This window comes from Sanguibacteroides justesenii (assembly GCF_003204205.1).
Taxonomy (GTDB): Bacteria; Bacteroidota; Bacteroidia; order Bacteroidales; family Marinifilaceae; genus Gabonibacter; species Gabonibacter massiliensis.
On record NZ_QJPL01000009.1, the window covers coordinates 20,091 to 46,678 of the forward strand.

Consider the following 26,588-nt stretch of genomic DNA (forward strand, 5'->3'; position numbering starts at 1 on the left):
TTACTTCACGTAATCGTATTTCTGATCAATTCCCCTCTCGTTAACGTCAATTCCTTCATCCATCCAACGAGGCATAGGCGCATCCTTCAAATAATAATCGAAGAACTGTTGCAAACGGATAGTCCAATCCACCTCTGCAGCATGATTATAGATAAAATGACGATCTCCCTTGTAATTCAATAACCAGGCCGGTTTCTGCAAACGACGCATGGCTAAGAAAAGGTTTAATCCTTCCGAATAGGGCACGGCTTCATCGGCATCGCAATGGAAAATCAACAAGGGGGTTTCAATCTTATCGGCAAAAAAGATCGGGGAGTTTTTAATATACATCTCCGTATTTCCTTCTCCCCACAACGGTTTACCCATACGACTCTGAGTCTCTTCGTACATAAACATACGAGGCATCCCGCTGCCGGAACGAATACCCGTATAAGCCGAAACCATGCTGGACACGGCAGCTCCGGGATTAGCGCATTTAAACATATTCGTACGCGTCACCAGATAAGCTACCTGATATCCGGACCAACTATGCCCCTGTATACCTATCCGGTCTTTATCGGCGATCCCCTTGTCTATCAACATCTGGGTTCCACTGACTACCGCATTATAACTGCTCTCCCCGGGAGCCCCGACCGTAAAATGGACATCGGGCATAAAGACGACATAACCATTGCTTACATAGGTCACCGTGTTGATCATGGCACTACTTAAAGCGGGGACATGGTACATGTGAATATCTCCCGTGTGAGTCTCGTAAAAATTCACGATGGTAGGATAAATTTTGGTCGAATCGTACCCCTCCGGCAAATAGAGTAAACCCCGGTTAGGTTTTCCTTCGTAATTGGTCCATTCCACCAACCGAACGGAACCCCACTTATAGTTTTCCTGTTGCGGATTGGCATGAGTCAAACGTTTCGGGTGTGTAAAATCGGATTTACTCCACCATAAATCACGGAATTCCGTGTAACTCTGTCGCGTAAAGATACAGGATTTTCCATCTGTAGAAAATTGATTGACATAAATGGAAAAAGGTCCTTCGATCAATTTCTTAAATTTTCCGTTAGGAGAGAAACGATATATTCCCATATCCAAATTACTTACCTTCACCGTACGCAATAACAGACTCTGGCTTGCGTCCAACGTTTTGGTGTCGTAATCCGCTTTCAACCAGCGCAAAATAATATTATGCTTGCGTCCGTATTCTCGTGTTAAGGAAACGGTTTTATTTTTCCCCGTCAGATCAATGGTCCAGATATCATAACGATCGTAAAGATAAACGGTATTCCCGTCTTCCGACCATCCCGCTATACCGTAAGCATCCGCAGGTTTCGGCTTATCATGGTCTTCATCGTATACCGGATAACCGATGGCCGAAGAGATGTCGCTCAACTCTCCCGTCCGTACATCCAACTTGTACCATACTTTTTCCACCCCGCGATACAGCAAGGCATATCGTCCGTTCGGACTCCAGACAGGACGTCCTTCGAAATCCTTAAATAACGGTTTACGCTCCCCCGTTTCTAAGCTGACCAAATACAAATCGGCGTTCACTCCGTCTTTCCAATCGGAGAACCTACGATAGGGAGCTTCATCCACGAGGATAACATATTCATAATTCTCACAGGTGGGAGCAGAGATCCGTTCGATATCAGCCGGAGCGATCTCGATGCATTTTTTATCTTCCACATGATAAACATATTTCGGCATTTCCCTCCTGAGACGGGTCCCTCCCTGCCTTTGGCGGCTTTGTGAAACTTCATCGTCCCATTTCCACAACTCCAATTCAAAACTGGTATCCGGTTTTGCTTTAGGCTTACGCGGTTCTCTCACCTTAGGTTCTACATCAACTAAAATATACTTACCGTGGTTAAAAACAGTATAAGTACTGGGACTGATCTTGTATTCTCCCGGTAATTCCACCTCTTTCAAATCCATCACCAATTTATATTTTCCATCGGCAACAGAAAACGTATACAGTAGATCCGGATTTTTCAAATAGGAGGTATCGGAAGCGACCGTAAACACACCCTCTCTTCCTCCCATTTTCAAAGAGAAATTCTTTATCGGAGCCTTTGGGTCCCCGTATATCAACCGATGCTTTCCTTTCAACGGTCCGACGTAAAGACTCTTGTGCGTTCCGTTATTCTTCAGGTAAGCGATCGTCTTGTATTGGTCATAAGAAACGGGATATTCAATGCTGTCGAGCACCGTGGAATCTCCTGTCTCAAAATTCCATACTACCAATCTGTTAACAGGTTTCCCGTCAGCTTCTCCGATAGAATAAGTATACGTAATAAGCGGTGAACGGGGCGATTCATTACACGCATATTCCCTATCCCAATACGTTTTTTTCATGTCCTTTAAGGAGAGTAATATCGTAGAGTCGGATGTCAGATTGGCCGTATCCAACGGAGATTTATTCACAGTATATTTCAACCCCTTACCCCCGTTAAAGAAATTCACGTAATTAACATTCCGCAATTCATACTCTTTACCGGTCGCCACATGGCGTAAATAGGTTACCGGTTCATCCTTATCATGTCCTTCGCCGTCAATATACGCAAAACGGTAAGTAACCCATTTACCGTCCTCGGACATCTTTTGAGCTTCCACCCGTCGCCATAGTTTATAAGACTCCAAATCCAAAGGCCTCTTTTGGGCTCCGGCTTCCCATACGACAAGCAACAGGATCAATACGCCGAAAATTCGTTTTAAACACATAATATACAATTTAGATTTACCTTTAAACGAATACAGGCTGACCAAGTACGAAAAATATACCCGCCAGCCCGTAATCTTATACTGTATTAAAGTTATTTCGGGTCAAGAGCTTTCTCTACCTTAAACAATAACAATTGATAATAAGATTTGGCCTCGCCTGTACTTCTGTTCACGGCCTGCGCCAGCATATCTTTTGTTTTCAAAAGCATGTTATAGAATAGATGAGTGGTAGAATACGGTTTTGCCTCGATATAATCCACCATACCGAATCCCTCTTTTTCTCCGGCAATCATCATACCCTCTTTCATCGGCCCTACCGGGAATTTGGCATTTTCAAGCAAAGCAAAATTATGCTGATACATGCTCCGGACACTCAAATCCTCGAAATCGGCCAAACGGAATGCTTCCCTCGGAACATCGAATACGGCCGGAGACATATTAACCGTAGAAGTCGTAATGATTCCCATCAAAAAGGCACTCTGTAATTTCATATCCTTATTGGTCAATTTCTGATTCTTCATCGTCGGAGCCCAGATGATATTATAAATATCATTTACATACTCTTCCGGAGTATAGTCTCCTCCCCGTTCCGCCGAAAGGGCGATAAACCGGATCCGATCCAACAATCCGTAAATGATCTCTTCCTCGTTTTTAGACGCTATTCTATCTCCAATTTCAAACTCCTTCAAAACCGCCTCATTATCCAACCAAGAGAGATCACGGGAAAGATCGACCAAATACTTCACAATCTCCTTTTGTTTTGCCTTCGGTACCGGCTGATAGGAAGGCTTGGTATCTCCCGCACGTTTATCCGTCAAGTACATACCGCCGATATAGGCAAAAACATAATCCAGTTTCGTCCTGAATGCGGAAGTCAATCCGGAATACATGGAACGCCTCTTCGTCATACTTCTGTCCTTGTCTCCCCCATACCAGGTAAACACATTTTGAAGAGACGTTTTCAGGTTGTTCACGGTATAAATCAATCCTTTCACGGGATCATCCCCCAAATCGGCATAAAGCGAAGTCGGATCATAAGAAGCGTAAGAAGCTTGTCTGATTCCGAAACGATACATCGGATCATCCTGGTGTTCACGAATCCACTGATCCAGCACGGGTTCTTCATCTTTCGGGGTAGCAGCTTCATATATGGGTTTATACAACCATTGAATGGCATAATAATCATAAGCCCCGATCCCGGTAGTCGTTAAACGAACGCCCTTCTCCACGTCTTCCGGTTGCGCCACGTAGTTAAACATGAAGTAATCCATGATGGAAGGACTCAGACCGTACTTCTGGGTGAAAGAAGCAGAACGCAAAGAATCGGTCGGATAGGCAGCCGTAGCTCCCATATTTTCCGTTAAACCAAGACATTTACCAACAATTTGCATCACTTTCAAACGAAGAGCCTCTCCATCCAACTCCGGGGTCGGATCGAACGTACGAACGGAAGGATCAGCAGCCATTGTCGTGATCAAACGATCTTCATGCAAACCGATAACCACATTATCGTGAATATACATGGATGCCTGTAAAATTTCTCCCGTACGAGGATCCGTAAACATGGAGTTTTGAATAAAATACATCCACAAGGGAGCGTAACGAATGGTATTATAGTTGATATTATTGGCATCAAACGTGGGATCATCAGCAGGAAAATCTTTTACCCGCAATACATTTTTAAATCCGATCTTCTCGAAAGCCTTATTCCACTCTTCAACACCGGCCTTGATATAGGGTTTCCAGAATGCAGGCATTAACGTATCGATATAAAATACAATCGGTTTTTTCGGTTCAACCAACTCTCCGTTCCGGTATTTTATCTCGTCGGAAGGTTCTATTCTCCAGCGTTTCGTATAATACATCGGTTTGAAACCTTCGCTTCCTCCGGTATAATCGGTTTTTCCCGTGTAAGCAACTCCGATACGGGAATCGGCCATACGGGGACGCATCGGTTCTTCCGGCAAAAGAGATAACATTTTATCCACGTTTACGCTTACCGGAACATCCTTTTTCATTAAGAAAGCCCCGAATACCAAATGATCCACATCGTACCCCATATTACACATCACCACGACATTATCGTCATAAGCCTTAATACCGGAGACGGAAGAACGGTCACCCTGGAATTTATGCGTCCGTGCCACAAAACCGAAAAAAGAGTTTCCGGCATAGCCGGCAAACGGATTGGTATAATAGGAATGCTCCAGGAACAAGTCCGTCATGTCGACAACAATTGCCGTACTGTCCGGAGTGTAAGCCTTAATTTTAAAAGATTTGAAAATACCCGGTAGATTGGATTCTACCAAAGCTTGATTCGCTTTCACCTCTTTTCCCGTATTTACAGGGATGTTGAATAAAAGAAATCGAGCTTGTAATAACGAATCCTGACGGGTAAAACGCAAATGCATTGGACGGCCGGCAAACTGTCCGACAACACCCTCTCCGTTATCGCTAATCGTTCTGATAGAGGAGGTCAATGCCATATCCCGATCCAATAAGGCAACCGGGAATTCGACCCAAATCTTTCCCTGCATGTTATGAATCTTCATCAGCCCCTCTGCCGTAGTATATTTCTTTCCCCTGAACAACTTATCATAAGCTGTCTCGGTCGCTTTTTTGGTTTCCTTGCTTGTCTCTTTTTTCCGCTTGGCATCTACTTGAGTACAGATACCGAACAAGAAAAACGAAAGAAACAATAAATATATTCCTTTTTTCATATATCAAACTTTAGATTCATGATTTCAGACCCGGGAATTTCGGCGACATACCGCCCCGGATCTTCTATCGCAAATTATTTTTTTAGCGCTTGTTCTATTTTGTAGATCAACAATTTGTAATGTTGACGCGTATCTGCATTTCCGGTATTCGCTTTACTCTTCAATAAAGTCAACGTATTTTGCAACGCGTTGAAGTAAAGGTGTTCCAACGGTTCATAGGGAGGTGTAACACTCACATACCAACCAAATCCTTGTTTTTCGACACCACCGCATTGTACATGGTCATGACTTATCTCTTTCTTGTTCGTGAACATACCCATCCAATGCTCGGACACCTCACCATACATTTTACGGCTCTTCTCTTTTATGCATTCGGGAACCTGAATCATCAGGTCTTCGGCATGGAAACTCAAAGAATTGCCTCTCATCATATTCATTCCGGTATTTCCGATAGTGAAAGAAACAAAATTCAATTGCAGTTTTTTCTCGATATTACTCAATGATTTACCTTGCTTGGTAGGAGCCCATACAAAGTCCATCAAATCTTTCATATAATCTTTTTGCGTGTAAGGATTCTTCTCCGCTTTGTCCGCACTCATGGCAACGGCACCGAAACGTTTGGTCAAACCTTCCCAAATAGCATCTTCCATATCGGAAATGATATTGCTGCGGATTTCGAAATTCTTCAATAAAGACTGGTCATTCAACCAAGCGAGATCTTTCAATTGAGCCAACATAAATTGAGTTGCCCGTTTTTGTTTCTCCGTCTCCACGGATTTATAGCTCGGACGTGCATCCTGTGCATAACGCTCGTTCAAATAGATACCACCTATATTGAAAATCACATGATTGATATAGCGGAAATATTGATAAATCACCTCATTATAAATATTCTCGCGGAAACGGAAGTCCTTATCTTCATCACCGATCCAGTTGTTCAGGTTTTTCATCAGATATTTCAAGTTCTTCACACCGTAAGTAGCAGCCTTTATCGCATCGTCACCCAAATCTTCTTCCATAGCACTCGGGTCGATCCGGTAATTGATCTGTTGTTTTCCGTAACGATAAATCGGGTCATGGGATTTTTCCGTAATCCATTTATCCAATACAGGCACCTCCTCTTCGGATGTTTTAGCTTCGAATATCGGAGTATACAACCAATGGATAGCATACATATCGTAAACACCCAAATCAGGAGGGGTCATTTTCACACCCCGCTCGGCATCTCCCGGTTGCGCTACATAATTGTTACGGGCATAATCCATAATAGAGTATGTCGTTCCGTATTTTTGAGTAAACGACGGAGAACGCAAAGAGTCTACCGGAATAGCGGAAGAAGATCCCATGTTATGCATCAATGACAAACAGTGACCGATCTCGTGAGCTACCACATAATGGATGCAATCTCCCAGAGTCTCTTCATCCAATACCATTTTACGAACGGAAGGATCTGCAGGTCCTCCTTGGATAAAACGCCAGTTCTGTACTAACTCGATCAAGTTATGATACAGGTATACGGAAGCATTCAAAATCTCTCCGGTACGAGGGTCCGTCCAGGAGGGTCCCATCGCGTTAGCCGTCCAGGAGGGAGAATAACGCACACAAGAATATTTCAAATTATCCGGATCGAATTCAGGATCATCCGTGGGAAAATCCTTAGCGATAATCGCATTTTTAAAGCCGATAGCTTCAAAAGCAGCCTGCCATTGCTCTACACCTTCTTTGATGTATTTACGCCAAGCTTCCGGGAAAGTGTTATCCACGTAGAACACGATCGGTTTTACCGGCTCTACCAACTCTCCCCTCTTATACGCTTCCACGTCAGAAGGCTCCAATCTCCAACGGTTAGCAAAATAACGAGGCTGTATACCGGAACCGTCACTCGTAAATTCAGAACGACCTCCCACGAAGATTCCGATACGAGGATCGGCGTAACGGGGACGCATCGGCTCTTCCGGCAGCAAGATAATACTCCGGGTCATTACCGCATTGAAAGGAGCCTTATAAATATAATAGTAACGTTGATCGCTTACGCTGACAACATAACTCAATGAAGACTCCACGCTAACATTATCAGCATAGGCTTTAATACCGGTAATCTGGGAATCCTGTTTTTTAAACTCTTTCTCCAAACGACGACGATATAAAATAGGAGCATACGGTGAGAACGGTCCGATGTTATCTTCGTTGGAAAGGAAATAATCCGTCACATCGAATACGACAGCCGTACTGTCCGCATTGTAAGCCATAATCTTAAAGGTCTGCATAACGGCGGGAATCGTACTCTCCTCAATCCGCTTGCCAATGTTTTCATCTTTGGTCGTATAATTGGTGTTAACGGCACAAAGATTCATGGAAGAATCTCTTTTCACAAAGGTGATGTGCAAAGGATCATACGGTTTTTCACCAACACTACCAAAACCGTTATTGGTAATCTGGGTAATCGTTGATCCCAAAAGCATATCCTTATTCAATAAATTCAATGGAAATTCAAAATAAACTTTCCCGTCCATTTTGTGAATGGTAATCATTCCCTTTACAGTCTCGCACTTCTGACCTTTAAATAATTTGTCATAAGCAGACTCTTTCTTTACTTCAACTTTCTCTTCCTTCGATTTCTTTTTTTTCCTTTCTCCTGCAAAAGTCACACTGCTTTGCAACAAGAAAAGACCGACAACAACAAAAACGATAGTTTTCAGTCTCATAATAAATCAATTTTGGTTTAAAATATAGTACACATTAATTGTTCGATCCGTTATGCCGCATGCCCTTGTTAGACCCCTTTTCTACATACACATCCGGCATCACAACTCATTATACAAATGAAATAAATTTAATTTAGACAAACTTGCAATATAACATATATAACATAAGTTTAACAAAAGTACCCCGTTCCGTTAAACTTATAACAAAATGGAGTTCCGGGACAGCGGTTAACCGGGTGTTATTCCCGGTTAACCCCATAGCTATATCCCTCCCCACAAACATTAACGCTTCATAAAATAATTGATATCGCCTTCGTAATCAGCGGAATCATCTTCTAAAAGATGCTTTGCAAAATGAAACCACAATTTCCGTTCGAAGAAATCTTCCGCTTCTCCGCTAAAACCGTGCGTATTACCCGGTAATACCAACATATCGAAATTTTTCCCCGCCTTTATCAAAGCATCCACGACCCGTAACGTATGTGACGGATGAACCGTCTTATCCATATCTCCGGTAACGATCAACAACCCCCCTTTGTAATTTTTGGCCAACTCCGCATTGCTCTTACTTTTAGTCGTAAATGTAATCTCCTCCCGGTCTCCGTTAACGCTATCCTTAACGATTTTCTTGTTCTCCTTCACGCCATAATGGATCTCCACGAATCCCTTATTATAAATATTATTATCATGATTTCCCGCGGAAGATACAGCCGCACTGTAAAAGTCGGGATAAGTCAATAAAGCCGCCGTAGACATAAAACCGCCCCCGGAATGGCCGAATATTCCGACTTTCTTCCCGTTGATATATGCATGACGGTCTGCTAACTGTTCGATAACGTATTTATCATCTGCTAAAGGGTAATCCCGTTGATTACCATAGCCGTAGGTATGATAAAATTTACCCCGCATAGGTGTTCCCCCCCGATGTCCGACAGAGATTACGATAAAACCGACTTGTGCCAAACGGGTATTCAAATCATCATTTAAGGTAAAACGAGTCTGGACATACTCGAAAAAAGGTCCCGGGTACACGGAAGAGATAATCGGGTAACACTTGGTCGAATCAAAATCGGCCGGTTTCCACATCGTCCCGTATAAATCGGTAACCCCGTCAGCCGCTTTCACTTTAAAGCGTTCCGGTTTTTTCCATCCCAATTCATAAAGACGGCGTAAATCCGGTTTTTCCAACTCCATAATAACTCTCCCTTTCCGGTCGCGAACCACATTTACAGGCTCCATATCTACCCTCGAATAACTATCGGTAAAATAGTTGCATGAAGGAGACAGACTGATATCATGCGTTGCGTTCTCGGGAGTCAGCAAGGTTATCGCGTTCGTTTTATCTATATCGGCCCGGTATAACACGTAGTAATAAGGATCCACGTTTGCCTCTTTACCCAAACCGATAAAATAGATTTGTCTCTTTACCGTATCGATTTTCATAATCGGTCCGGCGACCCAGGCCCCGGAAGTCACCTGATTCTTCAGGTTCCCGTTTTCGTCATATAAATAATAATGCCCCCATCCGGTACGTTCCGAACGGAATAAAATCTCCTTCCCGTCATTCAGAAAAGAGATACCTCTCATCTGGTAATCCAAATAAGGCTTATCAACCTCATGAATTAAAACTTTCACCTCTCCGCTTTCCGTGTCCACACAGCAGATTTCACATTCATCCCAGGTTCTCTTGTAACGTTGGAAATAAAGTCTTTTCCCATCATTACTGGTATACAACACGTCAATATACTGATCTTTCCACCGGCTTATATCTATTTTCTTTACTTCCCCTTTATCTGCATCTCCGATCAGAAGTTCATATTGGATCACATGTTCGTCCCCAGCTAATTCAGCCTTGTAAGTTTTCAGTTTCGGACGCGGTTCCGCTAACGCATCGACCAACCACAGTTCCTTTACTAAACGGGAATCCTCCCTTATGGCATAAAACTTATGCCCCTGCTTAAACCATTTGGCGGAACAACCGAAACGATCGTCGATCTCTCCTTCGTCCTCCCGGTTAAAAGTATAATAACGTTCTCCATCCTTTGTCAGCTGTACCTCTGTCGTATCCTTTCCTTTTTCAGCATTCCCGACCACGTAAAGATTATGTCTTTTAGCAAAAAGCATGTAGGAACTATCCGCACAATAGTACATCCAATAAGGAGAGGAAGAGTAATAACCTCTCGTTTTCTCTTCCGTTTTCAGCACTTTGGTTTCCGTATTATAGGCAAAATTATTCCGGTCAAAGTTGAAATAAATGGTCTTCCCGTCGGGAGCAAATTCAAAATTTATATCCAACTCTTTATCGCTATAAGCCTTACGGGTAATCTCACTGATTTTCATCAACAACTCCGCATTGTCAAAGAGCAAACGTTTACTTTTTTTCGACGGATCGACCAAATAATACCTATTCCCTTCTTCCGTCCGGAAATCATACCAGAAACGGTCGGTATTATTGATATAACGGGGACGTATCTCCAACGAATTTTTCACGACAGGCACCCGAGTAAGACACCGGAAACGTTCCGCCAACTCGTAATTCGCCCTTTGTTGCGCCGTACTGCAAAATACGATCCCTGATAATAAAATACATATTAAAATACTCCGCATCACATATAATATTATTTATGATTTAACGATTAAAAGATTCTGTGATCGAATGAAGTAATCACAGAATCTCTAAATTACATCCTCTTCGAATCTTTTAGTTTCGATCCTTGTACTGCTCTATCTCGTAATAAAAATCACCCGTTTCGTCACCCAACAGATGCTTGGCAAAGTGAAACCACATTTTCCGCTCATAGAAGGTATTGGCAGCGCCTCCAAAACCATGATTTTCAGCAGGTAAAATAATCATATCAAAGTTTTTATTCGCACGGATCAAGGCATCCGCCATCCGCAAGGTATGTGCCGGATGCACATTATCGTCCACCCAACCGTGAATCAGCAACAAACCGCCTTTGTAATTCTTGGCCAATTGCATATTCGTGGGGACACTAAATTTAAAGGTACTCTCCGTCCGATCGCCGTTGATACTGTCTTTAATCACTTTTTTCTCCTCTTTTACCCCGTGATGAACCTCTCCCCACCAGGAATTATAGATGTTATTGTCGTGATTTCCGGCAGAAGACACGGCAGCACTATAAAAATCAGGATAGGTACAAATAGCTGCCGTGGACATAAAACCACCTCCCGAATGGCCGTATATACCGACCTTCGTACCGTCGATGAAAGAATAACGGTCCGCCAACTGTTCGATGGCATATTTGTCATCCGCTAAGGGATAATCCCGTAAACGACCGTGACTATAAGTATGATAGAACTTACCCCGCATAGGAGTTCCCCCGCGATGCCCCACGGCAATCACGATAAAACCGAGTTGAGCCAAACGGGTATTATCGTCATGCAGCAATGCGAACTGGGTCGGAACATACTCGTAGAACGGTCCGGGATAAACCGAAGAGATAATCGGATACTGTTTCGTGGAATCAAAATCGAAAGGTTTCCACATTACACCGTACAAATCGGTCACGCCATCGGCGGCTTTTACCTTAAATCTTTCGGGGGCTTTCCATCCCATCTCCACCGCTCTCCGGATATCCGGTCTGGCTAACTCCATTAACTCTTTACCTTTCTTATTTTTGAGTACAATACGGGGAACCATATCTACCCGGTTGTATATATCCACAAAATAGTTATAGGATTTAGGAAAATGAACCATATGGGTCGCATTTTCAAAAGTCAGTTGCTTCACGCTTCCCGGTTTGTCGATATCCACTTTACACAAGGTATAGTAATAAGGATCGATATTTTTATCTATCCCCAAACCATAAAAATAGAGCGTGCGTCCCACCGTATCGATATCGGACACAGGACCGGCCACCCAAGCTCCCGAGGTAATGGCATGTTTAAAATTACCCTCCCCGTCATAAAGATAATAATGTCCCCAACCGGTACGCTCCGAACGATAAATAATATCTTTCCCGTCATTCAAAAACATGATATTGGCCATCTTATAGTCCATAAAAGGCTTATCGACCTCATGAATCAACACTTTCACCTCTCCCGTTTTCGTATCCACAACGCCAACTTCCTGTTCGTCAAATGTCCGGGGACGACGCTCGAAAAAGATTTTATCGCCGTTTTTCGAAGTATGTAAAACAGAAAAATATTCTCCGTTCCATTTTTGTATATCAATATTTTTGATCTCTTTCGTCTCTACATCGATAATCACCATTTCCGTACGGCCGGCTTCCTGATCTCCCGGCATTGAGTATTTATAGGTTTTCAGTTTGGGACGAGGCTCTGCCAATACATCCACGATACCCATCTCTTTCATATTTCTCATATCCTCGCGAACGGCAAAGATTCTCTTCGAATCTTTCAACCATACGGCAACAGGAGCCGTCGGAAACGTATCCGCCTCCTCTTTCGCGTAAGTATAATATTTCTCCCCATCCGTCGTCAATTGTACAACGGTCGTATCTTTTCCTTTCTCCTTATTCCCCATCAGGAACAGATTATGATTTTTGGCATAAAGGATATAAGAACTATCCGGAGAATACTTTTTCCAAGATTCTCCCCATCCCTTGCTGATCACGGTATCCACCTTTTCAACGAGCCCCGTTTTCATATCGTAACGATACCTGTTTTTCTCAAAAACGAAGGTGAAAGAGGACCTTTTCTTATCAAACTCGACTCCCTGAAGAGTAAAATCCTTTGTATCGTATGCCTTACGGGTCTCCTCACTCAATTGTCCCAATAACTTTCCCGTGTCGAATAACAACCTTTTTTCCCGTTTGGCAGGATTCACGTAATAATACTTTTTACCCTCTTCCGTCGTAAAAGAAAACCAGAAACAATCCCCGTCGTTGATAAATTCCGGGTAAATAGATAAACTGTTCCGGTCGGCATACCGGAAATTTTTAAAGGTAAAACGATCGGCCAATTTATAATTCGCTTTCTGTTGGGCAGAAAGACTAAAACCTGCCAATAACAGCATCCCTAACACTATATTCTTTATCATCGCTTTCAATTTTCTGTTTCTTTATATTGATCTATAGTTCCAAAATGATCGGCCGTCGTATCGCCTAATAGATATTTGGCAAAGTGATACCACAATTTCCGTTCAAAGAAATAGTCGTCATTTCCGTATCCGTGGCCTTTTCCGGGCAATACCAGCATATCGAAATTTTTCCCGGCTTCTATCAATGCATGAGCCATCCGCAAGGTATGGGCCGGATTAACGTTTTTATCCATATCCCCCGTGACCAACAAAAGATGTCCCTTCAGATTTTTCGCAAGCTCCATATTCGTAGCAACTTTCACGCTGAATTTCGACACTTCCCGGTCTCCGTTGATGCTGTCCTTGATCACCTCTTTCGTCTCTCTCACCCCGTGATGAATCTCGACCCAACCGTTATTATAGATATTATTATCGTGATTTCCCGAAGAAGAAACCGCTGCTTTGTAAAAATCAGGATAGGTACAGATGGCTGCCGTGGACATGAAACCGCCACCGGAATGCCCGAATATACCGACTTTCGTGATATCTATAAAAGGATAACGATCGGCTAACTGTTCTATGGCATATTTATCGTCGGCCAAAGGATAATCCCTTAAGTTTCCGTATCCGTAACGGTGGTAAAACTTACCCCGCATCGGGCTTCCTCCGCGATGTCCCATAGACACCACGATAAATCCGAGCTGCGCCAACTTCATATTGTAGCTGTCGTCCAAACTGAATCCGGTAGAGACATATTCGAAGAAAGGTCCCGGATAAACGGAAGAGATGATCGGATATTTCTTGTTCGGATCGAAATCGGCCGGCTTCCACATGATTCCATGAAGATCCGTCAAACCGTCTGCCGCTTTCACGGTGAAACGTTCCGGAGCCTTCCACCCCATCTCGTAAGCCCTTCTGAAATCGGCTTTTGCCAATTCCGGGATAATCACTCGTCCCTTATTGTCTTTTAAAACAAACTTCGGTTCCAGGTCTACCCTTGAATAGGTATCTACAAAATATTTTCTGGATTCAGAAAAAGTAGCTTTATGCTGACCGTCTTCGGGAGATAACAAAGAAACCCCTTCCCTGTCGATATGGGCTTTTACTACTTGGTAATAGTAAGGATTTATCTTTTTATCATACCCGTGCGCATATAGATAGACGGTCCGGCCGGCAGTATCTATGGCCGCAATTTGTCCGGCCACCCAATCGCCTGAGGTAATCGTATTCTTCAGGTTTCCTTCCCCGTCGTAATGATAGTAATGGGCCCATCCGGTTCGCTCCGAACGGTAAAGGATATCCTTTCCTTCATTCAGGAACACGATATTCCGCATATGGTAATCGATATAGGGCCTGTCCTCCTCGTGGATCAATACTTTCACTTCTCCGGTCTCGGTATCGGCAACACAAAGTTCCACCTCATCCCGCTTCCTCTTGTAACGCTCAAAGAAAATTTTATCTCCCTTCTTGGTCGTGTATAACACTTCCATATCCTGATCCTGCCATTTATCTGCATTGATTTTCAACACCTTGCGCTTCTCAACATCGATAACGGACAATTCCCATTTGGACAACTCTTTTGCCCCGGCCATATCGTATTTATAACTTATTGCCTTAGGTCTCGGTTGAGCCAATACGTCGATCACGGCCATCTCTTCCACTTTCCGTTGATCCCGGCGTAAAACGTAAGCCTTATCGGCGAACTTAAACCAACGTCCCTCCATTTCCGTCTCCGTGGAGTCCATACTTTGGTTATCCCGGGCATAGGAAAAATATTGTTCCCCGTCGGTTGTCAACTGTATTTCGGTCGTATCCCGACCTTTATATTTATTTCCTCTGACATAGAGGTTGTGATTTTTCGCGTATAAAATATAACTGCTATCCGGAGACAGCGACATCCAGGTATAACGCACGGGTTCCTCCTTCTTTTCCTGCTTAGGCAATTGTCGTACAACCTTCGTTTTCATGTTGTATTCGTATTCTCCGTTATCCATGGAAAAGGTCATTTTCGACAAATCTTTGGAGAAATCGATATCCGACAATACTAAATTTTTCTCGTCATAAGCCCTGCGGGTGTACTTACTCACTCCCCGGGCGATATCCGTATTATTGAAAAGCAGACGCTTTTCTCCTTTTTCCGGATCTACAAAATAAAATTTCTTCCCCTCGTCCGTTCTGAATTCAAACCAAAATTTTTCTCCGTTATGGATATACCGGGGAACCACGTGCTTACTATTTTGCGACACGACCCCGCTCAATCCCATCCGGGTAAATTTTTCTGCTAACTTATAATTCGCTTTCTGCTGGGCATTCCCACTTTCAAAAACAAAAAATAACAGAAATAAAATCAAACATTTTTTCATACAATTATCATTTACATACAATTACCATCTATATCCTTCACATCCGCACTCTCTTTCGTTAGAACATAGAAGGGAGCCTAAGCTCCCTTCCATATTTATTAAAATCCAGTTTGTAATCAATTCGGCTGATACTTATAATTTAGTATAGTACTTTCTCCATACTTATATATGACATCTACGATATTACCAAATCCGGCATAATGATACAACTCCCGCATCTCGGTCACTTTCGCCGCATCCTCGTCATACTTCAACTCGTAGATATAGAACTCCCCGTTATCCAACGCCACTCCGACATGAGCACCGCCGAAATCATATCTCGGGCTATCCGGATTTCGTCCCATATCCTTGGCATCAATGGCAACGATATTACCGGCGAAGGTCATAAACTCTTTACCGGGATCGTTCTCGTCGGTCAAAGAACAACTGTATAATTTGTTGCCGTTAGCCACGATCAAACATTTATAAAAATTAAGAGCAGCCACATCCGTGAAATTATCCATCATGGCAGAAGAAATTTTATGTGTTCTTCCGTTGGTTGAGGCAACATCCAAATTGGGCTCTTCCGAAGAAGGATTACTCTTATATACAAAAGAATAAGTATGCATGTAATAATCGCCCTGTCCTTTCAACAAAGATACGAACGAAGGATCTTCGTACTCTTCATCCGTCCATGTCGTAAACAACACCTCTTCCGGAATATTCTGGAACAAAGTCTTATCGTAGCTTGCTTCGGGGAAACGAATCTCGGCTAACGCACCCGCTTTACCCCCCATTTGAACATCCTGACTACCGTATCTGGCAGTAGCATCGTCTACGATTCCGACCAAAGTGTTATTTGCATCCAGAGCCAAGAAAAACTTAGCGTTATTCCGGTTGGATTGATAAAGTGCTTTAAATTTCCTTCCGTTGAAGGCCGGCTCCGACGGATATCTTCCGGCATGGAAATCGGTGATTACGGCTCCCGTACTCGTGTAAACATAACCGTCTTGATCCAATACGCATTTTAATCCGGTTGTCATAATAGCATCCAAAGGACGGAAATTAGAGGGAACGGCTCCCGAGAATTCTTCTTCCGTGTTAATTACTTTATGCAAGTCGCTCCCGTGTAATTCAGCGCATTTGTTATCTTGTAATACAACAATTTCATCCATGGCTCCGTCAAAAGCATAATCGTAAACCATAAAAGATTCTCTCAATTTCTTCGGTCCCGTTCCCAGATCCTTTACAATATTGATATCCTGGCCATCATACAAAACCGTATCTTTGATTTGATTTTCCGGTAAAGCGACCTCGCTTCTTCTCATCAACACCATGGATACCTGAGAAGCGTCTCCGGCCCCCTTGGACAAGATCATCCACCCTTTTAGCCAACGAGAGTCAACGGAAACCTGAGTTCCTGCCACAAACTGAACACCGGTCTGATTATCGGTCACACAAAAAACGATCTTATGTGTGGCGATAACATCCGATTTGAACGTATACGTGGGCTCCGTATGTTCGGTCAAAGCACCGTTAACATACCAGGAGTAGCTTACATCCGGATTCAACGTGTCTTTGGAAAGCTTTACTTCAGGAACCAAATGCACCTCTTCGCCGGGGAAACAAGTATAAACACTTCTTAATCCTGTAATCTTAGAATCTCCAACCGTATTTATATCCTTGTAATTGTAGTTGTTTTTATCGTCCAAACAACTCACTGCCATCAGCAGCATTACAATCCATAAAAAATTATGTCTCATCTTATTTTCTCGTTTTAATTATCCCTTGATAGGAACAGTTATTACTCTACCTTTCTCATCCTTCAACGGTGTCAACCCGGCAGCTTGATTAGCCGGATCATTGTTGAACTCCTCGATCTTGTACTTCAATTGCAAACAATAACCCCTCAATTTGTTCCGGTCCTTTCCGTCAAAAGGCTCACCGTCCAGTATATCCAGGAACATCAGGTATTTCGTATCCGAATATTCTCCGATATAATAAGCTTCCGCAATATTAAAGAGAGGTTGTCCGTTCGTACCGATAAAATCCCATACGGTCCACCACTCCGGTTGGAAAATCCGGTCCGTGATAGAAATAATCGCTCTTTGATTGATAACCGGTCCTTCCAAAACATCTCCTTTCGGATCGATTTTCAAAACCAATCTCAAATTTTTCGTGGCCAAATCGGGATGGTTGATAAGTTCGATAAAGATCGTATCAACCTTATGATCGGCGCGGTAAACGAATTTTTCCGGAATAACATAGTTCTCCGGATACAAGGTGGTTTCGTTCAAATCTGCAGATACGGTATACTCGATATCCTGATCCGGCCACTTACCGGCAACCGTTACCTCCACGGGAATCGTAATCCGGTTCTCTCCGGCAAACAATTTAAAAGAAGTCGCCGTGCTGTCTTTTGTCGCATCTTTAGAGAAATAGATATAAGTCACATCATTCGAATTCTCCCATAAACCTTGCTCGTCGCAAGCCGACAGAGAAAACAGGGACAATAAAAGAAGTAATATAATATTTGTCTTCATAATTCGATTTTATTTAATAGTAATTTCACTATCGGGTACCGGAAGTACAAAATACTCATCCGAAGGACCGAAGGTCTCGTAATCCGAGGGAATAGCTTCGTTCAATCTCTTAAACATAAAGAACAATTGTCCTTCTCCCCACAAATCTCTACGCATATCGTTACGCAAAGCCTCGATAAAGGTATCTTTATCCTTAATAGCCTGTTTTTGTTCCGTCACGGCAGCAGATCTGATTCCTCTTCCGGATTTTACCTTAAACAGATACTCCTTAGCTTCGTCCAAATTGGTTTCACAAATAGCCTCCGCGGCGATATAATATACTTCGCTCATACGCAACATCGGAACCAAATAGTTGGCAACCTTTGTCTGGGTCGTAGTCGCCGTTTGTTCTTTGTATTTCAAAGGACGGAAATACTCGTATCCCATGTAGTTCTCGATTTGATACTTAAAGCGATAATCGTCACTCGTTATATCTTCATAAGAACCCTTTAAGTCCGGAGCAAAGATTTTTTTAATGTTCGTCAGTCTCAAATAATACATGCTGCTTCCGCTCATCACCTCATTGGCAGCCCGATCCCAATCTCCTAACTTGGGAGCATACAATCCCATAATGATGTCGCTATAGAATTTCAAATCTCCATTGCTGGCCGAATTTCTGAAAGAGAAATAGTTATTTTTCTTCTCCATTTCGATCAAAGCAGTAGCTTCGTTATACGCGTTGGTCGTCTGACCTGCATACAGGTATACCCGGGCCAATGCAGCACAAGCGGCATAATAGTTCATCCGGTAGCCCCGGGTCGAAATAAAGCGGTTGGTCAAACTTCCGGCAACCTCAAAACGATTGGAAGTAGTTAACGCGTAAGCAGAATCGCTCTTCCACAAAAACGCTTTTGCATCCTTCAGATCTCTGATAATCAGATCCAAACATTCATTTACACTTTTCTTGTTAGAGATCAAAGAGGGATAAGTATCCACGTAAGGAATATATTTCGTGGTCGGATTCGTTACCGGAGCTGCCGCATACAAACGCAACATATCGAACTGGATAAAGGCGCGTAAAGCCAAGGCTTCTCCCCATATCATATTCTTTTCCCGTTCTCCGGCTGCAAAAATTTCAGGATCAGCCTGAGGCACATTATTCAATATGTTGTTGCAATTGGCTACCGTATTATAAGCCTCTTCCCAGATCGTTTCGATAACCGGTTTCAAAGCTTCGTCTTCGAACTCGTACTCCACGGCCTTCTTCATATCCCTGGTAGCATTATCCGCCGCGTAATTCATATTATAACATTGTCCCAAAGCATCTACCAATCCCCAAGTCAGATTACGACCGTAAAGGTTATAAGCGGCCATCGATTTATAAACACCGTTCAAGGCATTCCGGAATCCCTCTCCCTTACTCCAAAGTTCTTCCTCCGTGATCTGATCCTCCGGAGAGACATCCAGCCACTTGTTGCACGAAGCCAACACAAAAGGCAACACGCAAACAGAAAGTAATATTAACTTATATCTTTTCATAGTTTTCTAATTAATTAAAAGTTGACCATTAACGAAAAGCTTACACCCCGTGCAAACGGATAGCTAAGTCCCCGTTCTTGACGAATACTGGACCATCTTACGATATCCTCCATACTTACCTCAAAACTCATCCGGCTCATTCTAAGACGTTTTACAAATGATTCGTTGAAATCATACGTCAAAGAGATGGAAGACAAGGTGAGGAAATTATCATCCTGCACGAAACGAGAGGTGGGCAAAGTCGTCACGTCACGATTCTTAATATCTTTCAAAGGAGTCACGTCTCCCGGATTTTGCCAACGATCGGTCAATACCCGTTTGTCCACGTTTCTGTTTTCCACTTTTGCATTCTCAACCCGGTCGACCAACGTTTGGTTATAAGCCTGTCCACCCCATTGATACATAAAGTTAACAAACAAGGTGAAGTTCTTATAAATGGCATTCAAACCGAAAGAACCCTGAGCATCCGGCTCGGTATTTCCAACGATTACCTGTTGGGTTGCACTCCAGGTATGAGTAACGGATCCGTCGCGATTCAGGAAAAGTTCCTTTCCGTTACTCGGGTCGATACCCAAAGATTGCATCGCAAATAGAGAGGTCAAAGAACCGCCCTCTTCGTATTTCATAATCGGCTTGGAATACTTGGGATCTTTACTAATCCAAGAAGCACTAACCTGATCATCCTCGGCATCTTTATAATAGTCGTTTACCTGGTCATTGTACATTTTCAACGACTCGGAGATTTTCAAAATCTTATTTTTATTGTGGGCTAAATTTCCCCAAAGAGCGATGTTCAAATCCCGCTTCTTAATGATATCCGCGCGAAGTTGAATTTCAAATCCGCGGTTTTGGTTCTCTCCCACGTTGTCTACATAATAAGAGAAACCGGATGAGGTCGGAAGCGTCACATCATTGATCAAGTCAACCGTTTTCTTATTGTAGAAGTCGAAATTCAACGTGAACCGGTTAAACACGGTCATATCCAAACCGACATTCAACTCATTCGTGGTTTCCCAGGTCAAATCTTTGTTTCCCAAAGCTTTCAATTTCACACCGTATCCGGTTTTGTACCACTCGTCCGTTTGAGCTTCGTAAGTAGTTATTGCACTGTACGGAGAGAAATTCACCTTACCGGTTTGTCCGTAAGATCCGCGGATTTTCAACTGATCGAAAATTCCGTTGTCTTTCATGAATTCGAAATTATGAATATTCAAACCCAAACCGCCGGACCAGAAAGAACCCCAAGGTTGATTACGTCCGAATTCGGAAGAACCGTCAAAACGTACGGAAGCGTCCAACAGGTAAATATCATTATAAGTATAGTTCAAACTTCCGATAAAACCGACCAAACGGGTCTGGTTCTCACTCTTGGAAGGTTTATCGTATACTTCGGCAGCATAGTTCGGTGAATGCAACTCTCCGGACGGGAAACCTCTGTAGTGAATGGAGGTCGTGGTCGTTTTCGTAGAGCGGGCATTCATACCCAAAGAAAAGTTCACACTGTGGGCACCGATCAAACGGTTGTAATAAACGAATACATTGGCATTCCAGTTCGTATTTTCTCCTTTATTCCAGTACAAATCTCCCAAAAGACCGTCGCTATCGTCAGAATCCTTGGCAGATACCTTGTTGGAAAGAGGATCGTAAAAACGTTCTCCTTTCGTATACTGCTTGGTGATACTGAATTGTCCTTTGACTGACAAGAAATCATTAACATACCAGTTCATACTGAGGTTATCGATAAACTCGTCGTATTTGCTATACTCGAAATTATTCAAAGTAGCTTCATACAACGGGTTGTTCAAACCTGAATTGGAGGCATCCACGGAGAAATCCAACTTCTCTACCAATTTACCATTCTTATCGTATGGACGATCGTAGGGCAACAACTCCGTATAATCGCTGAAGGAACCGTAAGGAGACTCTTGCGATTTCGTGTAGGTATAAGAGATTGTATTCTTTACCTGGAACTTCTTGTTCAAACGATAATCCACGGAAAATCCCACACCCATCGTTCTACGATAAGAGTCTTTCATTACACCGCCTCTGTTGTTGAATTGGGCATCCAAACCGTAACGCAAATCATTATTACCTCCTTCAACATACAAACTGTGTTGGTGTTCAACGACATTACGCAATGGCATCGACATCCAATCGGTATCCACACCCTCTACAAGCCTTTCGTAACGTCTATTGTATGCCTTCATGGCATCGTCCAAACCATTATAATTAGCCGGATCATATAAGCCGGAAAGCACCTCGATATCTAACTTCTCCTTTGCATTTGCCAAATTATAATCGGACAAGTCAGGCATGGTTACCGTGGCTTTTCCGGTATAAGAAACCGTCACTTCTCCCGGTTTCGGAGCGATCAACTCGATAACGATCACACCGTTAGCAGCACGAGAACCGTACATAGCCGTTGCAGCAGCATCTTTCAAAATCGTAATATTGGCAACCCGGTTCATATCCAAGTCGTATACCTTCTGTACATCTACCTCAAAACCATCCAAAATAAACGTCGGTAGGTTCGGGTTATTCTGCAAGGCTGATTTAGATAACGGATCTTTATTCAACTCTTTCACACCGATACCGGAACGTCCCCGGATATACATTTCAGGCAATGCGTTCGGGTCGGATCCCCATTGATTATTCGTCTGTATTCTAAAAGAAGGATCAAAAGCCTGCAATGCTTTTATCACATTACTTTTAGAAGCCTTCAGCAACTCTTTACCCTCAATCGTTTGCGCACTACCGGTAAAACTTTGCTTCTTGATCTGTCCGTATCCGGTAACCACAACCTCGTCCACTTCCGTTACATCCGGTTGCAATCTTACGATAACATCTTTGCTCAGATCCTTGATCTTGTTAACATCCACTTCGTGGGATTTCATTCCAAGGAAAGAAAAGACCAGAATCATCGTATCCCGTTTGGGAAACTTAATTTCAAATTTACCATCAATGTCCGAAACGACACCCAAAGTTGTCTTTTTCAAAATAACCGCAACACCGGGTAGAGGTTCGCCCTTTTCATCGAAAACCTTACCTTTTACCGTAACAGCCTTTACTTCTTCTTTCTTTTGATCGTCCGGAGTAATGATGATGATGTTATTCACGATCTTAAAATCATACTTCGTTCCGGACAAACAGGACTTCAATATTTCAGAAATCGTCGCGTCCGTGAAGGAACGGGTAATGTTCGTGATATTCTTCACCTCTTCGTCATTGTACAAAAACTCATACGTAGTCTTCGTTTTCAGTACATTCAACACCTCACTCAAGGACTGTTTTTCAAACTGAACTGTAATGTTCTGTTGACTGAAAGCTTTTTCGCTTGAAAAAGCAATGTGCGTGATTAGCAATAGCATTAACGTCAGTTTCGAGCCTAACGAAAATCGACTATGACCAAACAACCAGTTTTTCATTTTACTTCTCATTGATTTTTAATTTATTTAGGTCATTTTTAGTACATATCACCAGAGTCAGAAAGTCACCATAGTATTCTCTGAATCAAGCAATTGATGTTTTATAAAAATTCAATACACCACAAACCCCCTTTCTCCCGCATAATTTTTTTTCAAAATTATCGCGAGAAAATTTGCTTAATATTTGTTTATGGGAAAAAAAAGAGTATATTTGTAATCCCTTTTGGTTTATTTTTAGTACACATTTAAGGGTCAGGGTTGCAGCTCTGGCCCTTTTCTTATACCCTTTCTTTTATTTTTCCCTAACCCATACACTTTTACCTTTCACTTCAAACGCTATATTTTTTGTCGTCAAACTTAACAATTCCAACACATCTTCGATTTTTGCATAACGAGGCAAAAAACCGGTAAAATGAAAATCTTTTACCGCTTGATTGGCATAAAACACATCCACCACGTACCATCGAGCCAATTTTTTCATGATCTCCTCTATACTACCGCCTTTAAAGCGGAAACTCTCGTGCATCCACGTAGTGTAAAGTTCCACATCTATTCCTTTCACATCCACACCTCTATCCGTCACTATGGCCTGCTCCCCCGGCTTCAATACGATTTGCTTGTTATTACGCGTATTTATTTCGACCTTCCCAGAAGCCAACGTTGTCCTCGAATCTTCATCGTCCTCGTAAGCGGAAACATTGAAAGAGGTTCCCAAAACCCGGACATCGTAAGCTGAACACACAACGACAAAAGGCCGATCGGCATCCTTAGCCACCTCGAAAAAGGCCTCTCCCGAAAGATACACCACCCGTTCCTTACAGCCCGCAAAACTCTCCGGAAAACGCAACACCGTCGCCGAATTCAAATAAACTTTGGTGCCGTCGCTTAAAACCATTCTATATTCTCCTCCGCGCGGAATCTCCATTTTTCCATATTGGGGTAACGAATCCTGCTGTACTTCATCTAAATCCTTAAACACCACTTCCCGTCCGTTATTCTCTGCTGCAGAACTTGCCAACATCAAATCTCCCAACGTATCCAATTGATATGTAATCCCTGAAGCAACCGTCAACCTCGCCATCGGACGTCCCGGCACGATCTCTTCTCGAACGGCCAGTTTCTCCTCCTCCGCAAGCTTATTCGAAGATTTCAACCACAAAATCATAGACACACCGAACAAGACCACGACAGAAGCTGCAACCTTGTATATCCTGAATAAACGTTGTTTACGGCGCCTTTCGGCTTTTATCTTTAACACCACCCATGCACTGTTGGCATCATGAGACAGAATTTTCCGAATCTCCTCCAACTGCATCGTCTCGTCACAAATCCGTGAAAAGAGCTCCTTATGACGAACTGAAGAAGCCACCCACGCATCTAACTTCCGTTGGTCGGCCTCATTGATTTCATTCCGCAAATAGGAAACTATTATGGCGGCAATGTCATACTGATATGTCCGGTTTTCTCTTTTCATCATCATTATTACACGAAGGGTATTCAAAAGGATTAAATGAATCTTCGTTTTTTTCGAAAAAAGTTTTTGCCTCCGCTTCAGGAACAATTATCCTAAAAACAAATACATCATAAAATCCTTGTATACAAGTTAATAATCACATCAACTATATTTATCCAAAATATTCAAAAAAAACATCACGAAAGGAAAAATGTCTTTTAACCCCTCTCTCAAAATTTTTTTCCCGCGCGCTTTTTGAGCCTTCACCGTATTCACGCTTAGTCCTAACTCTTCCGCCACGGTTTCATTGTCCTTTCCCTGAAAATAGGAAAGATCGAACACTTTACGACACTCGGACGGCAGCTTCTCCACCGCTTCGGCCAACTCTTTATGAACCTCGGTAAGAATCAGGTTATCTTCAAAATTCTCAGAAGACTCCTCCCGGGTAATAAACTCTATATACTTTTCCCTGGAAACCTTATTCCTCAAAGCATTTAAACAAGCATTCCGCACAGATAGATACAGGAAGTTTTTCAAATGAAGTTCTGTCTGAAAAGTAACTTTCTTCTCCAATAAACTGATAAAAACATCCTGCACTATGTCCTCCGTAATACTGTCATCCTGGATATACTGAGATGCAAAATAACATAAGGGACTATAATATTCTTTAAATACAGTCTCTACATTATATGCATATCCGTTTACCTTTTTCAAATTCCTATCAGTCATCTCGTACACGTCTTTCATACACAACAAAAATGGTGATAAAGTAACCAATTTCTCACGTGAAAACGATATGAACAAAATAGAAAAATTAAGAAAAAATACTAATAAAAACAATACAAAAATAGCTCAATAAATACAAAAAGAGAACCCCAAATAAGCTAAAAAGGTCCTCTTCTTCCCATTTATAGAAAATGACTGTACATTTACGACTTAAAATAATTTCCTTTTTGTTCATTAAAAGGAAATTCACAAATTATAAAAACCATATCTGTCCTACTCTCTTCAATCTATTACCTCATCTCTCTCCATTTACCGGAATCATAAACCCGGTATAATTTCCCCTTTTTCATCATAACGCCGCGTCCCCGCTGGGCTTCCCGATTTTTTACATTATTCACGTTTACCGCAATCACCCGTTTCCCGTAAAACCGGGATATATCCTTAAAGATAGTATGCCCTACCCATACCTTGTCTACTTCCAATTTCTGCATAACGGATTTAACCTCTTTTAAAGTCATCGGATCGTATTTTTTCTTGTTCAGCACCATCCCCCGGTACCATAAAGGTCCTTTCCCCGAAAATAGAAAGGCGGACAGTTCGGATACGGCCTTACGTTCCGGCTTAGATAAAAACAAAGAAGTACTTACGGTTCGATTTACCACTCCCAAATCTTCCTTCAAAGTGGCAAACTCTCGACTAAAACCGGCATGCACAAAAATGTTTCTCCCGATAAGAGCGACCGTATTTTTGGTTTGAAGCCAGCGGCCTAACTCACTATTTCCATGCCAAAGATTCTGATAAGAAAGCCCCAAACGCTTGGCCAGATTCAAATATTTTTTCCGGGTATAACGTAAGTCTCCCCGCAATACCATCTCTTCGTGATTCCCTAACAATAAGGTAACGGCTCCCCCCGCCTCCCGGGCCTCTTGTTCCAATTTATAAATCAACCAGAAGATCGGGAGCACGTCTTTTCCCCGATCGAAAACATCTCCGATAATAACCAAACGATTTCGACCGAAAATCCAACTATATGTCTTGTCTATAACTTTTCCGGCCTGCAATATGGAAACAAAACAATCCAAATTCCCGTGAGGATCGGAAATTACAAAAACCTGATCCGAAACCCGGGGAATTCTATACTCCTCCCGTTCAAATTCATGTAACCGGACGGAAAAACGGTGTTCTCCATCCTCCGAACGTACCTGAAAAGAGAAGCGATCATCCGGAAAAAACAAACTATCCGTCAATTTTCCGGCCTCATCCACTTTCAACAACCTCAACCACCCCTCTTTCTCGTGTAGAATATAAGGCCCATCTACCGAAAGGGCCGTATCTTTCGTTTGTATTTCTTGTGCAAATACCCGATCTGCAGGGAGCCACATTATGAAATACAGCAATCCCCATATTATCCTGTTCATTTTCATACCTTTCAT

Annotated in this window: 13 protein-coding genes; all 13 read right to left on the minus strand. The window is 42.6% G+C overall.

Features of this window, described 5'->3' with window-relative positions; all coding sequences use genetic code 11:
* A complete protein-coding gene (locus DMB45_RS12980) occupies positions 1–2,721 on the minus strand; it encodes a S9 family peptidase (RefSeq protein ID WP_110688834.1) in 2,721 nt (906 codons plus the stop codon).
* A gap of 92 nt (positions 2,722–2,813) precedes the next feature.
* On the minus strand, positions 2,814–5,441 hold the full coding sequence (locus tag DMB45_RS12985) for a zinc-dependent metalloprotease (protein WP_052649357.1): 2,628 nt from the start codon (positions 5,439–5,441) through the stop codon (positions 2,814–2,816).
* Positions 5,442–5,515: 74 nt separating this feature from the next.
* Positions 5,516–8,146, minus strand: a complete 2,631-nt coding sequence (locus DMB45_RS12990; protein WP_052634292.1) for a zinc-dependent metalloprotease — start codon at positions 8,144–8,146, stop codon at positions 5,516–5,518.
* 282 nt (positions 8,147–8,428) lie between these two features.
* Entirely contained in the window at positions 8,429–10,753 is a 2,325-nt protein-coding gene (locus DMB45_RS12995) for a S9 family peptidase (RefSeq protein WP_041501937.1), read from the minus strand.
* A 94-nt stretch (positions 10,754–10,847) separates the two neighbouring features.
* A complete protein-coding gene (locus DMB45_RS13000; protein WP_041504873.1) occupies positions 10,848–13,169 on the minus strand; it encodes a S9 family peptidase in 2,322 nt (773 codons plus the stop codon).
* 5 nt (positions 13,170–13,174) lie between these two features.
* Positions 13,175–15,511, minus strand: coding sequence for a S9 family peptidase (locus DMB45_RS13005; RefSeq protein WP_041504872.1), 2,337 nt, complete (start codon positions 15,509–15,511; stop codon positions 13,175–13,177).
* Positions 15,512–15,627: 116 nt separating this feature from the next.
* Complete coding sequence (locus tag DMB45_RS13010; RefSeq protein ID WP_041504871.1) at positions 15,628–17,253, minus strand: PKD-like family lipoprotein; 1,626 nt, start codon at positions 17,251–17,253, stop codon at positions 15,628–15,630.
* 18 nt (positions 17,254–17,271) lie between these two features.
* The gene (locus DMB45_RS13015) at positions 17,272–18,033 is read right to left on the minus strand and encodes a DUF4843 domain-containing protein (protein WP_041501933.1); all 762 of its coding nucleotides are present in this window, start codon (positions 18,031–18,033) and stop codon (positions 17,272–17,274) included.
* A 9-nt stretch (positions 18,034–18,042) separates the two neighbouring features.
* Complete coding sequence (locus DMB45_RS13020) at positions 18,043–19,551, minus strand: RagB/SusD family nutrient uptake outer membrane protein (protein ID WP_110688835.1); 1,509 nt, start codon at positions 19,549–19,551, stop codon at positions 18,043–18,045.
* Positions 19,552–19,565: 14 nt separating this feature from the next.
* Positions 19,566–22,988 carry a SusC/RagA family TonB-linked outer membrane protein gene (locus DMB45_RS13025; RefSeq protein WP_059025332.1) on the minus strand — a complete coding sequence of 1,141 codons (3,423 nt, stop codon included), beginning with the start codon at positions 22,986–22,988 and terminating at the stop codon, positions 19,566–19,568.
* A gap of 280 nt (positions 22,989–23,268) precedes the next feature.
* Positions 23,269–24,456: a FecR family protein gene (locus DMB45_RS13030; RefSeq protein WP_146216448.1), complete on the minus strand. Its 1,188-nt coding sequence runs from the start codon at positions 24,454–24,456 to the stop codon at positions 23,269–23,271.
* Positions 24,457–24,591: 135 nt separating this feature from the next.
* Positions 24,592–25,176, minus strand: a complete 585-nt coding sequence (locus tag DMB45_RS13035) for an RNA polymerase sigma-70 factor (protein WP_059025330.1) — start codon at positions 25,174–25,176, stop codon at positions 24,592–24,594.
* A 269-nt stretch (positions 25,177–25,445) separates the two neighbouring features.
* Entirely contained in the window at positions 25,446–26,573 is a 1,128-nt protein-coding gene (locus DMB45_RS13040; protein WP_070807432.1) for a metallophosphoesterase, read from the minus strand.
* Positions 26,574–26,588 lie beyond the last annotated feature (15 nt).

What these genes read in the sequence shown, in the direction of transcription:
- DMB45_RS12980 (WP_110688834.1), bottom strand. Translation starts at nt 2,721, where the DNA reads ATGTGTTTAAAACGAATTTTCGGCGTATTGATCCTGTTGCTTGTCGTA.
- DMB45_RS12985 (WP_052649357.1), bottom strand. Translation starts at nt 5,441, where the DNA reads ATGAAAAAAGGAATATATTTATTGTTTCTTTCGTTTTTCTTGTTCGGT.
- DMB45_RS12990 (WP_052634292.1), bottom strand. Translation starts at nt 8,146, where the DNA reads ATGAGACTGAAAACTATCGTTTTTGTTGTTGTCGGTCTTTTCTTGTTG.
- DMB45_RS12995 (WP_041501937.1), bottom strand. Translation starts at nt 10,753, where the DNA reads ATGCGGAGTATTTTAATATGTATTTTATTATCAGGGATCGTATTTTGC.
- DMB45_RS13000 (WP_041504873.1), bottom strand. Translation starts at nt 13,169, where the DNA reads ATGATAAAGAATATAGTGTTAGGGATGCTGTTATTGGCAGGTTTTAGT.
- DMB45_RS13005 (WP_041504872.1), bottom strand. Translation starts at nt 15,511, where the DNA reads ATGAAAAAATGTTTGATTTTATTTCTGTTATTTTTTGTTTTTGAAAGT.
- DMB45_RS13010 (WP_041504871.1), bottom strand. Translation starts at nt 17,253, where the DNA reads ATGAGACATAATTTTTTATGGATTGTAATGCTGCTGATGGCAGTGAGT.
- DMB45_RS13015 (WP_041501933.1), bottom strand. Translation starts at nt 18,033, where the DNA reads ATGAAGACAAATATTATATTACTTCTTTTATTGTCCCTGTTTTCTCTG.
- DMB45_RS13020 (WP_110688835.1), bottom strand. Translation starts at nt 19,551, where the DNA reads ATGAAAAGATATAAGTTAATATTACTTTCTGTTTGCGTGTTGCCTTTT.
- DMB45_RS13025 (WP_059025332.1), bottom strand. Translation starts at nt 22,988, where the DNA reads ATGAGAAGTAAAATGAAAAACTGGTTGTTTGGTCATAGTCGATTTTCG.
- DMB45_RS13030 (WP_146216448.1), bottom strand. Translation starts at nt 24,456, where the DNA reads ATGATGATGAAAAGAGAAAACCGGACATATCAGTATGACATTGCCGCC.
- DMB45_RS13035 (WP_059025330.1), bottom strand. Translation starts at nt 25,176, where the DNA reads ATGAAAGACGTGTACGAGATGACTGATAGGAATTTGAAAAAGGTAAAC.
- DMB45_RS13040 (WP_070807432.1), bottom strand. Translation starts at nt 26,573, where the DNA reads ATGAACAGGATAATATGGGGATTGCTGTATTTCATAATGTGGCTCCCT.